Source organism: Mariniflexile sp., from assembly GCF_041583155.1.
Taxonomy (GTDB): Bacteria; Bacteroidota; Bacteroidia; order Flavobacteriales; family Flavobacteriaceae; genus Mariniflexile.
The window spans coordinates 1-14253 of the sequence record NZ_JBFHGK010000034.1; the positions used below are offsets into that span (position 1 = coordinate 1).

The 14253-nt window shown below is 34.4% G+C and carries 10 protein-coding genes and 1 other RNA gene; 8 read left to right on the top strand and 3 right to left on the bottom strand.

Annotated features, from left to right (window positions below):
- On the bottom strand, nt 1-3161 hold a 3161-nt coding region (locus ABYI63_RS12435; RefSeq protein ID WP_372756679.1), incomplete at its 3' end, for an amino acid adenylation domain-containing protein.
- A gap of 1019 nt (nt 3162-4180) precedes the next feature.
- Nucleotides 4181-4575: a transfer-messenger RNA gene (ssrA, locus tag ABYI63_RS12440) on the bottom strand.
- A gap of 380 nt (nt 4576-4955) precedes the next feature.
- Here ssrA and ABYI63_RS12445 point away from each other — a divergent pair.
- The 3 genes from ABYI63_RS12445 (at nt 4956) to ABYI63_RS12455 (ending at nt 7038) form a co-directional block, all read left to right on the top strand.
- Nucleotides 4956-5735: an SDR family NAD(P)-dependent oxidoreductase gene (locus ABYI63_RS12445; protein WP_372756680.1), complete on the top strand. Its 780-nt coding sequence runs from the start codon at nt 4956-4958 to the stop codon at nt 5733-5735.
- 135 nt (nt 5736-5870) lie between these two features.
- Complete coding sequence (locus ABYI63_RS12450) at nt 5871-6611, top strand: slipin family protein (protein WP_372756681.1); 741 nt, start codon at nt 5871-5873, stop codon at nt 6609-6611.
- A 49-nt stretch (nt 6612-6660) separates the two neighbouring features.
- Nucleotides 6661-7038, top strand: coding sequence for a DUF1801 domain-containing protein (locus ABYI63_RS12455; RefSeq protein WP_372756682.1), 378 nt, complete (start codon nt 6661-6663; stop codon nt 7036-7038).
- Between the two features lies 1 nt (nt 7039).
- On the opposite strand, the gene kdsA is transcribed toward ABYI63_RS12455, so the two are convergent.
- On the bottom strand, nt 7040-7858 hold the full coding sequence (kdsA, locus tag ABYI63_RS12460; protein ID WP_372756683.1) for a 3-deoxy-8-phosphooctulonate synthase: 819 nt from the start codon (nt 7856-7858) through the stop codon (nt 7040-7042).
- A 306-nt stretch (nt 7859-8164) separates the two neighbouring features.
- On the opposite strand from kdsA, the gene typA reads away from it, so the two are divergent.
- The 5 genes from typA (at nt 8165) to ABYI63_RS12485 (ending at nt 14243) form a co-directional block, all read left to right on the top strand.
- Nucleotides 8165-9964, top strand: coding sequence for a translational GTPase TypA (gene typA, locus ABYI63_RS12465; protein WP_372756684.1), 1800 nt, complete (start codon nt 8165-8167; stop codon nt 9962-9964).
- 186 nt (nt 9965-10150) lie between these two features.
- Nucleotides 10151-11599, top strand: coding sequence for an MBOAT family protein (locus ABYI63_RS12470; RefSeq protein WP_372756685.1), 1449 nt, complete (start codon nt 10151-10153; stop codon nt 11597-11599).
- A 33-nt stretch (nt 11600-11632) separates the two neighbouring features.
- Nucleotides 11633-12514, top strand: coding sequence for a family 20 glycosylhydrolase (locus ABYI63_RS12475; RefSeq protein WP_372756686.1), 882 nt, complete (start codon nt 11633-11635; stop codon nt 12512-12514).
- 18 nt (nt 12515-12532) lie between these two features.
- On the top strand, nt 12533-12760 hold the full coding sequence (locus tag ABYI63_RS12480) for a uroporphyrinogen decarboxylase (RefSeq protein ID WP_372756687.1): 228 nt from the start codon (nt 12533-12535) through the stop codon (nt 12758-12760).
- Between the two features lie 181 nt (nt 12761-12941).
- A complete protein-coding gene (locus ABYI63_RS12485; protein WP_372756688.1) occupies nt 12942-14243 on the top strand; it encodes an O-antigen translocase in 1302 nt (433 codons plus the stop codon).
- The last annotated feature ends 10 nt before the right edge of the window (nt 14244-14253 follow it).

Below are 14253 nucleotides of genomic sequence, written 5' to 3' on the forward strand. Positions count from 1 at the left end.
GCCGACCATGTAAGTATGTGAGTTGGTTTACTTGAAACAGCTGGTACAGGTTCCATTTCATACGATTCAAGAATAACATGAACGTTAGTGCCACCAACGCCAAAAGCACTTACGCCTGCGAGTCTGGGACCATCGACATGCCAATCCCTTAAAGTATTAGCAACAAAAAAAGGACTGTTGTTAAAATCGATAGCAGGGTTAGGTGTTTCATACCCTAAAGACGGTGGTATTTGTTTGTGATTCAGAGCCAGTGTTGTTTTTATCAATCCAGCTACACCAGCAGCAGCAGTAAGGTGTCCCATATTGCTTTTTATAGAACCAATAGCACAATAGCCTTTTTCATTTTGAGGGCCAAATGCCTTAATAAGGCCTTCCATTTCTATAGGATCCCCTATAGGGGTTGCGGTGCCATGGGTTTCTATGTAGCTAATTTTATTTGGTGTTATTTGGGCATCTTGAATGGCTTTTGATATTGCATTTGCCTGACCTTCAGCGCTAGGAGCGGTAAAGCTGCCTTTGCCACCACCATCATTATTTATTCCGATGCCTTTGATTACGCCATAAATATAATCGCCATCTTTTTTCGCATTTTCTAAACTTTTTAGTAGAATAACACCTGCACCATCACTAAAAACGGTTCCTTTACCATTCGCATCAAAAGAACGGCAATGCCCGTCCGGACTTAACATAGACCCCTCTTGATATAGGTGCCCGCTATATATTGGGGCGGTTAAACTGGATCCGCCAGCTAGGGCCACATCACATTGGTTGTTTCTTATGGCTTCTACGGCTTCAGCAATTGCAAGAAGCGAGGTGGAGCATGCCGAATGTACACTTACAGCAGGGCCTTTAAGATTTAAATGGTAGGCAGTTCTGGAAGCTATGTAGTCTTTTTCGTTAACAGTGTTTACTTGCAGCATTCCAATTTGATTAAGAAGCTCCTGGTTTGGGAGGACATTATTTATATAATACGTGTTTGTCCCTGTCCCTGCATAAACACCGATACTGCCATTATAATGCTTTGGAAGATGGCCAGATTGTTCAAGCGCTTCCCAAGCAATTTCTAAAAACAGACGATGTTGTGGGTCCATGGCTTCAGCAAGTTTTGGGTTGAGATCAAAAAACTTGGCGTCAAATTCTTTTGCAGAAGGAACAATGCCTCTTGCTTTTACATAAAGGGGGTTATTGCGTAATGATTCCGGAATGGTTTTATCAAGTTCTTCAGGTGCAAAGAAGGAAATGGTTTCCTCACCATTTTTAAGAATGTTCCACAATGCGTCAATAGAATTAGCTCCTGGAAACCTGCCAGCCATGGCGATAATCGCAACATCATTAGCTGCTTTCTTTTTATTTGGTTTTGAATAATCTATAAAAGGTTCTGTTTTTTTATTTCCTTCAATGTATTCAGATATTGCTGAAATAGTAGGATGTTCGTAAAGTTTTGTTACTGGTACTTTTAGATTAAAGCGCTGTTTCATGGCAGTCGCAACTTTTTGTGTTAAGAGGGATGTGCCTCCTAGATCAAAAAAGTTGTCATCAATTCCAATTTCAGGTATTTGAAGATATTCGCTCCAAATGGAAGCCAAATTTTTTTCTAAAACGGTCTGAGGCTTTTTTAGAATAGGTGCTGAATCGGGTCTTACATACTCAGGTTGAGGTAGTTTTTTTAAGTCAATTTTGCCATTTGGTGTAATTGGAAATTCATTTACCCACATGAAAATTGAAGGAATCATAAAGTCAGGGAGCATGTCTTCAAGTTGACTTCTTAGTGCATTCGTATCTTTATCGGATCCCTCAGATTGCAAATAAGCAACTAATCCAGGTTGCCCTGTACTTAAATTACTAACTACAACAGCATTTTTTTTAATATTAGGCAACGCGTCAATAACTTTTTCAATCTCACCTAATTCGATACGATGTCCTCTCACTTTAACCTGTTGATCTCTACGTCCAAGACATTGCATCTGTCCATTTGGTAATAGTTTTCCGAGATCACCTGATAAGTACATCTTTTTATTTGTAATGAATGGGTCTTCAATAAAGCTTTTATTAGTGAGTTCTGGTTTATTTAAATAGCCTAAGGACACACCATCGCCGCCAATAGCGATTTCGCCTATGTCGCCATGAGCTACATGCTTGCCGTTGTCATCCAATAAATAGGCGTGGGTATTGGCTATAGGTTTACCAATGGCAATCGGGTTGTCATCCTTAGAAATTTTAGTAAGAAAAGCGCACACCGTGGTTTCGGTGGGGCCGTAAATGTTCCACAATTCATCACAAAGATCTAAAAGCTTATGCGCAAGTGTTAAAGGGACGGGTTCACCTCCTATTAAGGCTTTGATTTTTAATGGTTTTTTCCAATCGGAATCTAAAAGTATTTGCCAGATACTTGGCGTTCCCCACATCATGGTAATCTTATCCTTAACTGCTTTTTCCAGTAATATTTGTCCATCAAGTCTTGTTGCTTCATCTACCAGTACTATGCATGCGCCGTGTATTAAAGGCAGGAATGTTTCCATAACCATGGCATCAAATGAAATGGTTGTAACCGCAAAAATTTTGTCATCTTTACTAATTCCTGGCTCTTTACCCATGGAATAAATAAGATTGATAGTGTTTAAGTGGGACACTTGAACTCCTTTTGGTGTGCCCGTAGAACCTGATGTGTAAATGATATAGGCAACGGATTTTGGTTCGACGTTTAAATTTATAGGCTTAGAAGGCAACCTGTGAAGTTCGTCCTTTATATTTTCAATACATATGGTTTTTGAGTTATCTGAAATGCCATTTTTAGTTGCATTACAAATAAGATAGCTGGCTTTGGAGTCAGCCATTATCATTTCAAGTCTCTTTTTTGGATAACCGGTGTCAATTGGCACATAAGCTGCTCCACATTGCAGCACGGCAAACATAGCCACGATGAGGTCTGGCGTTCTGTCTAATGAAATTGCTATGATCTGACCTGGGCGAATTCCTTTGTCGTATAAAAAATGAGCTGTTTTGTTTATCCTTTTCTGTAAATCACCATAACTTACTTTTTCTTCGTTAAATTCGAGCGCAATAGCGTCTGGATATGCAAATGCCTGTTGTTCTAATAGTTGGTGTAATGTTGATTTTGGGTAGGGGTTTATTAGGCCTTTTATGTTATAAGTAGGTGTCATTATTTCTAAAAATTTTTACTAAACTAATTAATTGTTAGGGGCTATAATGGATGCTAAAAAGATATGAATACTATCAGCAAATATATCAGATAACAATTGTTTTATATTAAATTTCCTATGCAAAGTAATTAAAATCGTTGAATTACTATTTTTTAAAAAAACGTATTTGCTTTTTTTGTTTTATTAAGAATTTAATCTGTTGTTTTTTAGGTTTTTACGTTTTTTAATGTATTTAAATTTTTACTAAATTTAAATAATTCTTAATTAACTAATGAGTATGGAGTATAGATTTGTCAAATTCCCAACAAGACATTGTAATATATTAGAAATGATAATTTTTAAGACTTAATTTTAATAATTAATTAGAGTAGGATATGTAATATTTTCAAAGTAATTTGATTAATTTAATCTTAGGTTAAAAAATGACTCCTTAATGCCGAGGGGTTACTTTAACTTGAAAAACTCAAATATTAGCGATACATTTTTATTATGTAGTATAAAATAGAACCGGGGAATTTATTGGAAAGGGCGGCAAATGTAGAAATTCAAAAGTTTTATGAATCAATACGGTTTTTATAAATCGAATAATGATGTTGCTTTTAAAGCTAAATATTTTTTATTCGGTTTAAAGGAAAGTGATTAAAAATACTTAAATAAACAAATATTAGAAAGCATTTCAGAAAATTACGGGGATTTTAGGCTAGAACTGGCACTTAATAAAAATTTGGTTAGAAGAATTTCTCATAAAAACCAAAGATTTGATTGATCTAGTAAAAGAACTCATCTTGACTTTTTCTATTTCCTAAAAAACGGCTAAAATTCGCCCGCTTTTCGTTACTTTTTTTATGCGTAGCAATGCTATGACTTTCAAAAAGCACCTCACCTGTATAAATTTTATCTCATTTTCGGTTAAACACAAAAAGTCAAGATGAGTTCAAAAAGAAAAAACTTTGGAAACGGATAAAATTATCAACTAAATTTAAAAACCCTCATAAACATAGGTTGTATGAGGGCTTTTGTTGTGGAGTCGCCGAGATTCGAACTCGGGTCCAAACAAGTAACCAAAGAGCTTTCTACACGTTTATTCTTTTCTTGGGTTTTCGATGGTAACCTGGTTAAAGACAACCTAGTTACTACTTAGCTTTTTTAGTTTCGAAAGGGCATCAAAGCACTACCCAATCTATGTTAACATTTACGATGCCTCAAAAAAGAACGCCGTTAACCAAGGCTTTCCGGAGACATTTAGCTTGCACACCTTGTGTGCCGAGGCTTATCTTACTTTATTCAGATTAAGCAGCTAAAGCGTAGTTATTCTCGCCGTTTAAAGTTTTGACCTAGCCTTTTACGTGTTTCAAAGTCATTACACGACGTGCTTACTGTTCAATTAATCTCGCTGTCAAAACCAGTCGACCCCAATTTTCTGCCAAAACAGAAATTATATACATTGAAAAAGTAATAGTTATAAAGACCCATGCCTAAAAGGGAGCGTCCATACCACATCTTTTACAAAAAGTAAAAAGAACTCGCTTCAAGTGAAAGTGCATTCAAGAATTCATGATTACAAAATTCGAAATATGCCCTAGTACCCAATGCGGGCTGCAAAGGTATTAAAAAAACCTTCCATACCAATTCTAAGATTGCAAAAACTATTCCGTTTTTTCCAGAAGGGCTAACTGCGTATGGAGAAAAAATATTTTTTTTCGAGTATCCCCGCCAATTTGCTTCATTTTGGATGTTTTTTGGCTTAAAAACAATAGATTTGCAGGCAATTCTATTACAAACGACTTTAAATTAATGACAAAAACCGCTTTAGTTACAGGGGCAGCTTCTGGATTAGGTTATGAGCTTGCCATTTTATTGGCGCAGGATGCCTATAAATTAATTTTAATTGACATAGATGCCTCAAGTCTTGCCAAAGTTAAAACAGCACTTGAATCTGATTATAAAGTGGAAATTGTAACCCTTGTAAAGGATTTAAGTACGCAGGGCATTGCCGAAGAAATTATGGCAGATATCGCTCATGCGCCTATAGATGTTTTAATTAATAACGCAGGTTTTGGTTTGTTTGGCTCGTTTGTAGATACGGATTGGGAACGCGAGTCTAAAATGTTACACGTTCACATTTTAACCACTACGCATTTAACGAAACTCGTTTTAGAAGGCATGGTAAAACGCGGTTACGGTAGAATTTTGAATATGTCTTCTTTAGCAGCGTTTCAGCCAGGACCACTCATGGCCATTTATTATGCTTCCAAAGGTTATATGTTGTCATTTTCGGAAGCGATTGCAAATGAACTAAAGGGCACCGGAGTTACCGTTACAGCTTTGTGTCCGGGGCCTACAAAAACAGCTTTCCAAAAAACGGTTTCTTCAGAAAGTAGCGATAATAAAATCACTTTTAATATGGCGTCGGCAAAAGCTGTGGCGGCCTATGGCTATAAATCGATGCATAACGGTAAAACCTATGCGATTCCCGGAAAATTCAATAAGTTTTTAGCTATTGTGCCTCGAATAGTTTCTAGAAATGCCGCAGCATCTATTGTTAGAAAAATTCAGGAAAAAAACCGTCATTAGTTTTATTGACCTACTTTTATTCTTAAACTCGGAGCACAACCGATTGCGATTGGTGATAAATGTCATCTTTTATAATAAAAAAATTACGTATCTTATTGGGTATTAGTGGAATATTAATTTAATAATATATATGTTATGAATCCTACATTTATTTTTGCTGGTATACTTATTTTGTTTTTGTTGTCGGGTATTAGAATAATTTTTGAATATAAACGGGCTTTAAAATTTAGATTCGGAAAATACACAAGTACTTTAAAACCTGGCTTTCGATGGATTATCCCAATGGTAGATTCCATTCAAGTTGTGGATATTCGGGTTATTACTATCAATATTGTGTCTCAGGAAGTGATGACTGAAGATAATGTGCCCTGTAGTATTGATGGTGTGGTATTTTTTAAAGTGGTTGATCCGGAAATGGCGGTTCTTGAAGTTGAAGAATATAATTTTGCCATTACCCAGTTGTCTCAAGCAGCATTGCGTGATGTATGTGGTAAAGTGGAATTAGATACCATTTTGTCCAAACGGGAAGAGATGGGTAAAAATATTAAGAACATTGTTGAAGAAGAAACCAAGGGTTGGGGTATTGAAATTATTGATGTAAAAATTAAAGATATTCAATTGCCTGAAAATATGAAGCGGATGATGGCGAATCAAGCAGAAGCCGAACGTTCGAGAAGGGCTCGTATTATTTTGGCTTTAGCCGAAGAGCAGGCCGCAGGAAAATTATTGGAAGCAGGTAAACTTATAGATCAGTCGCCATCTGCGATAAAATTAAGATTGTACCAAACCTTGTCTAATATTGCAGCAGAAAAGAATTCAACGATTCTGTTTCCGTTTCCTGAAGAAGTGTTACCTAGAAATAAAAAGAAAGCATAGTATTATTTAATTTCAATTTTTAATGTTTTGTAATTTTGAAAGAAAAATTATGAAACCCGTTGAAGTTTATTTTTTAAATCAAAAAGAACCTTACCAATCCATCATGCTTTATGTGCGCAGTGTGATTTTAAAAACATTACCAGAAGTGGAAGAGCGGTTTAGTTATAAAATTCCCTTTTATAATTGCCACAAAAAGCCAATGATTTATTTAAATGTATTGAAAGGCACCAACTATGTTGATGTGGCTTTTGTACAGGGTATTCTATTAGAAAAACAGTTTCCTATATTGAAAAACGACAATAACAGAAAACAGGTACGCTCGGTTCAACTAAAAACACTTGAAGAATTAGACCACGATAATTTTGTGGCCTTGCTTCATGAAGCTTGCAATGTGCTTGGTAAAAGTAAAAAAGCTTGGTTTATTTGAATTATAGTGTGTTTACTACTTTTCTAATAGCAACAAGATTTGTTAGTAGTTTTTCCAAATTATCTAAATGTAGCATATTGGCGCCATCGCTTTTGGCATTTGCTGGATCGAAATGGGTTTCAATAAATAAACCATCTACATTATTAACAATACCTGCACGGGCAATGGTTTCAATCATGTCGGGCCTGCCACCAGTAACACCAGCAACTTGGTTGGGTTGTTGTAAGGAGTGTGTAACATCTAAAACCGTTGGTGCATATTGACGCATGGTTGGGATACCTCTAAAATCTACAATCATATCTTGGTAGCCAAACATGGTGCCGCGATCGGTAATCCATGCTTTTTGGTTACCAGAATCATATACTTTTTGTACGGCGTGTTTCATGGACTCCGGACTCATAAATTGTCCTTTTTTCAAGTTAACAACCTTTCCGGTGTTGGCAGCTGCTACAACTAAATCAGTTTGACGCACCAAAAATGCCGGTATTTGTAAGACATCAACATATTGTGCTGCTAATTGCGCGTCCGATATTTCGTGAATATCGGTTACTGTAGGCACATCAAACGTATCGGACACTTTTTTAAGAATTTTTAAAGCTTTTTCGTCACCGATGCCTGTAAAACTATCAACACGGCTGCGGTTTGCTTTTTTAAAACTCCCTTTAAAAATATAAGGTATTTCTAATTTATTGGTAATGGTTACTACTTTTTCAGCAATGCGTAGTGACATATCTTCACCTTCAATCGCACAAGGGCCACATAAAAGGAAAAAATTGTTAGCGTTTGTATGTTTTATTTTTGGGATATCTTGAAGCTTCATTTCTTAAAAATTTAATGATGCAAAGATAATATTAATGCCTCATATAAATAGGTAGTTTTACCACCGAATTGAATGGCCCTTGCTGATAAATGCATTAGCGATAGAAATGGCAGCCTTTTTTGGGCGCCCTAAAGCGCAAAGAAAAAGCTATAATGGATAGCGCGACCCTTTGTGGCTTAGTTACTTACGTTTATTTTTTAGTAAAACACGCCATGCCACAAGGGGTAATGCCCAAAAAAAATATATTGTGGATTTTATTTAAAATTTTATAGTTACATTTGCACCCTCAAAAATAAGAGACCTTATATGGCTAATATTAAAAACATTGCAATTATAGCACACGTTGACCACGGTAAAACGACGTTGGTTGATAAAATCATGTACCACTGTCAGTTATTCCGTGAAAATGAAAATACTGGTGATTTAATTCTGGATAATAATGATTTAGAAAGAGAACGAGGTATTACAATTACGTCTAAGAACGTTTCTGTTATTTATAAAGATACTAAAATTAACATTATTGATACGCCTGGTCACGCGGATTTTGGAGGTGAAGTGGAGCGTGTATTAAACATGGCAGATGGTGTTTTGTTGTTAGTGGATGCCTTTGAAGGGCCAATGCCACAAACCCGTTTTGTATTACAAAAAGCAATTGATTTAGGTTTAAAACCATGTGTGGTTGTAAATAAAGTTGATAAAGAAAACTGTACGCCAGAAGAGGTGCATGAAAAAGTGTTTGATTTAATGTTTGAATTGGGTGCTGAAGAGTGGCAGTTAGATTTTCCAACCGTTTATGGTTCGGCAAAAAATAACTGGATGAGTGATGACTGGAAAGTCCAAACAGAAAACATTGAGCCATTACTAGATATGGTTATTGAGCACATTCCAGCACCAAAAATTCCAGAAGGTAATACACAAATGCTAATTACATCGTTGGATTTTTCATCGTTTACCGGACGTATTGCTATCGGGCGTTTAACGCGTGGTGAATTAAAAGTTGGACAAAACATTTCTTTAGTAAAAAGAGATGGTAAGGTTGTTAAAAATAAAATTAAAGAACTTCATGTTTTTGAAGGTCTTGGACGTGTAAAGGTTGACCAAGTTCAAACAGGAGATATCTGTGCTATTGTTGGTCTTGAAGGTTTTGAAATTGGTGATACCGTTGCCGATTTTGAAAATCCGGAAGGTTTAAAAACCATTGCAATTGATGAGCCTACCATGAGTATGTTATTCACAATTAATGATTCGCCTTTCTTTGGAAAAGATGGAAAGTTTGTAACATCCCGTCATATAAAAGAACGTTTAACTAAAGAACTTGAGAAAAACTTAGCGTTACGTGTGCAAGAAACAGATAGTGCAGATAAATTCATGGTTTTTGGTCGTGGGGTATTACACTTATCGGTTTTAATAGAAACCATGCGTCGTGAAGGTTATGAGTTACAAATTGGTCAGCCACAGGTAATTATCAAAGAAATTGATGGTGTAAAATGTGAGCCAGTTGAGGAAATGACGATTGATTTACCTGAAAATGTTTCTGGTAAAGCTATTGAAATGGTTACCATGCGTAAAGGTGAAATGTTAAGTATGGAAGCAAAAGGCGATCGTATGGTTTGCCAATTCATGATTCCATCTCGAGGTATTATAGGATTAAGAAATCAATTATTAACGGCTACTGCTGGTGAGGCTATTATGGCACACCGTTTTAAAGAATACCAACCCTTAAAAGGTGGTATTCCAGAGCGTCAAAATGGGTCGTTAGTATCTATGGAAAAAGGACAAGCAATACCTTATTCTATTGATAAATTACAAGATAGAGGTAAGTTTTTTGTTGATCCGGGTGAAGATATTTACGAAGGACAAGTGATTGGTGAAAACTCACGTGGTGATGATATGACCGTTAACGTAACAAAAACTAAAAAGTTAAGTAACGTACGTTCTTCTGGTGCCGATGATAAAGCTAGAATTATTCCAGCAATAAAATTTTCGTTAGAAGAAGCGTTAGAGTATATTCAGAAAGATGAGTATGTTGAGGTAACGCCAAACCACTTACGTATCCGTAAAATTTATTTATCGGAAGTAGATAGAAAAAGAAATAAATCGATTTAATTTATATCTTTAACAAGTAAATAAAAGGAGAAACGCTATTGCAAAATGGGTTTCTCCTTTTTTTTGTTTTATACTTTTAATTAGCAGAATTTTGAACCTATATTTGTTTTAAAGTTATTTTTTATATGACAAATAAATCTTCCATTAATAATAAGTTTTTAAACTAGTTAAACTAATTAGAACCTTATGTTATTTAATTCCATAGATTTTGCGCTTTTTTTACCTCTGGTATTTCTTCTTTATTGGTTTGTTTTTAATAGAAACTTAAAACTTCAAAACAGTTTTGTTTTACTGTCCAGTTATTTTTTTTACGCCTATTGGGATTGGCGCTTTGTAAGTTTAATATTTGTAAGTACCGTTGTTGATTATTTTGTTGGGTTATTGCTACACAAACAGGAGCGTAAGCGCATAAGAAAGGCGCTGCTAGTTTTAAGTGTAACGGTAAATTTAGGGCTTTTAGGTTTTTTTAAATACTATAACTTCTTTGTTGAGAATTTTGTTTCGGCATTTACCTTGTTTGGAAAAGACTTAGAAATAGCTACTTTAAATATCATTTTACCAGTAGGAATAAGTTTCTACACCTTCCAAACCATGAGTTATACCATCGACCTCTTTAGAAGGGAAATAAAACCTACAGAAGACTTTGTTTCGTTTGCGGCGTTTGTGGCTTTTTTTCCGCAATTAGTAGCGGGCCCCATAGAGCGCGCAAGGAATTTGTTACCGCAATTTATTCAGACAAGGCATTTTCATTATGATAAAGCCATTGATGGTTTGAGACAAGTTTTGTGGGGGCTCTTTAAAAAAATGGTAATTGCAGATAATTGTGGTTTGTTTGTTGATGATTTTTTTAAAAACCATTCTGAATACAATGGAAGTACCTTAATGTTAGGCGCCTTTTTTTTTACCGTTCAAATTTATTGCGACTTCTCAGGCTATTCGGATATAGCCATAGGAACTTCTAGGCTTTTTGGTTTTGATTTGATGAAAAATTTTTCGTTTCCTTATTTTTCAAGAAACATAAAAGAATTTTGGAGACGTTGGCATATTTCATTAACAACTTGGTTTAAGGATTATGTGTATATACCCATAGGAGGTAGTAGAGGAAGCAAAGCAATACAAATTAGAAATACCCTTTTTATTTTCGTAATTATTGGCTTTTGGCATGGTGCACAATGGAAATTTATTGTTTATGGTTTCATTAATGGTTTGCACTTTTTGCCGGGTATTATTAGTGGAAGAAGTGAAAAATTCCAAAATAGTGTTGCCCATAACCGTGTGTTTCCAAATTTAAAAGAATCGTATGGGATGATTAAAACTTTTTTGTTTTTAGTATTAGTACGGGTTTTTTTTAGAGCAAATGATTTAAATGAAGCAGTAGCCTATTTATCCAAAATATTTTCAATGTCCATTTTTTCCATACCTAATTTTGGAAATAGAAAGGAGGCAATGATAGTGTGTGCTCTAATTTTCTTTTTTTTCTTAATAGAATGGTTTGGTAGAGCTAACGAATATGCTATTGAAAACATGTTTTTGAAATCGAAACCGGCTTATAGGTGGGCATTTTATTATGTAATTGTTTTTATGTTGTTTTATTTTGTAGGGGAACAACAACAATTTATTTATTTCCAATTTTAGATGCGCAGTTTCCTCAAAATAGTATTTCGGTTTATGATTCCAATTTTAGCAATTATGCTTGTTTTGGAATTATTGCTACGTGGCATACCAAACCCTTATAAAGTGAAATCGGATTTCTTGGAAGCAAATAATAAATCAATAGAGACTTTAATTTTGGGAAGTTCTCATGCGTTTTATGGAGTGAATCCTGTTTTTCTATCAAATAAGGCAATAAATTTTGCCAACGTGTCTCAAACTATTGATATTGATTATCAACTTTTGGAACATTTTGCCCCTAGTTTGCCTAATTTAAAATATGTGATTATTAGATTGTCATATGCAACATTGTATGAGCAGTTAGGCAATTCTAATGAAAGTTGGAGGCTGAAGGATTACAATCTGTATACTTCAATGCGTCTGGATTGGAGTATAAAGCATCAATTTGAAGTTTTAAGTGTTAAACTAGATACTAATATTGAACGCGTATTGCAGTATTATTTTTTTGATAGTTTTGAATTGAATACAAATGAACATGGTTGGGGGATTACTTCTAAAACTAATTTAACTTTAAATGAAAGTGGTTTGTATGCCGCCAAGAAGCATACCATACAGGATAAATCATTTTATACCGAAAACGTAAAGAATCTGGAAACTATTGTAAACTATTGTAATACACGTAATATTCAAGTGGTTTTGGTAACAACACCTACCCATAAAAGTTACTTTTCGAATTTAGATGATGAACAATTAAAACCCATGCAACATATCGGTGAAATGATGGAAAAAAAATATGATAATTGCAGGTATTATAATTTATTAAAAAGTTCTATGTTTACCGATGCTGATTTTTTTGATGGCGACCATGTAAATGCCAAAGGTGCTGAGAAATTAACCAAATTGATAAATCAAGCATTGCTTCGGTTAGAAAAAAATTAATTAACAATAATAAAAGATATGGAACTACTAGGAATTTCGATTGTAGAATGGGTAGGTTATGCAGCTATGGCAACGGTATTAATATCCTTTTTAATGAAATCGGTTAAAAATTTGCGAATCGTAAATTCTTTTGGATGTTTTCTGTTTGTAATTTATGGGATATTGCTAACGCCGATGTCTAAACCAATCATAATAACAAATGCGGCCATTTTCTGTATTAATATGTATTATTTATTTAAAAAATAAGCAAAGATATTCTTGCGTGTAATGTCTTACATTTTAAAATAGAATTGCTGTTTAAAAGTTAAATCATTTTGTATATTTGGTTTCATAAAAAACAGAATATAATAAAGCAGTCAAATTTTAGTTATTATAATGTAATTTGTTACTCTAGCCTTTTTAACCAACATGTAAACTGATATATTAATTGAGAAAATTAATAGACTATATAAATACCAGGGTTTTAGTTAAAGTTACTTCATTACAAGCGGCATCGGTTCTCACCCGAATAATTGCTGGTATGTTAACATCCAAAGCCATTGCGGTATTTATAGGGCCAACAGGTTTGGCACTGATAGGGAATCTGCGCAACTTTGTAAGTTCTTTTCAAACAATTGCTGTTCTTGGGTTTTACAATGGGGCTGTAAAGTATATTTCAGATTTTAAAAATGATGTTGTAGAGTTAAGTAAAACCATTTCTACTATTTTTTATGTCGGTTTTGTGTCAACGATTCTGGTCTCGTTTTTCAGCTATATTTTCTCAGATGTTATTAATAATATCATATTTCCTGTATACAATAATTACGCTTATGTAATCGAAATATTTGCCATTGTATTGCCTTTTTACGCTTTAAATATGTTTTCATTTTCCATAATGAATGGCTTTTCAAAGTATAAAATTCTTATCATAATTAATATTATTGGTCAAATTTTAGGCGTGTCTATTGCACTGTTATTAATTTATCAGAATAAAATTAATGGGGCATTAATATCGGTAGTTATAGCCGAATCTTTAATATTCTTAATAACGCTTGTTGGAATTGCAAACAGGCGTACCCTTGTTCCTCTAATAAAAGTGGATAAGATAAGTTTAGGTTTTATTAAAAAAATGACCAACTACTCTTTAATGGCGTTATTTTCATCGGTTATCATGCCATTAATTGCCATTGCTATTCGATCGTATATTATTAATAACATTGGGTATAAAGATGCTGGCTTTTGGGAAGCCATGACGCGTATATCCAAATACTATTTAATGTTTGCAAGTTCCCTAATGGCCTTGTATATTTTGCCAAGATTTTCGGAAATTGATGATGTAAAAGAGTTTAGAAAGGAAGTGTTTAACTTCTACAAAATTGTTACGCCTATCTTGGTTGTTGGTTTATTGGTCATGTATTTTTTACGGGCCTATATTGTTACAATCATTTTTTCGGAAGACTTTCAACCTGTGGAAGATTTGTTTATTTGGCAGCTGTTGGGGGATTTCGTAAAAGTATTATCCATGGTTATAGCATACCAGTTTTTGGCTAAAAAGATGTTCTGGCATTATATATTAACCGAAGCCTTTTTAGTAATCATTTTATATACTACGAGTGTTTATTTTATTGATTTATATGATCATGTAAAAGGAGCAGTTATAGCACATTTTGTAAGTTATATCATGTATTATGGTATTATTTTGCTCATATTTGGGAGTTCGCTTTTCGGAGTGGTTAGTGAAAGCGAGTAAATAATATAAA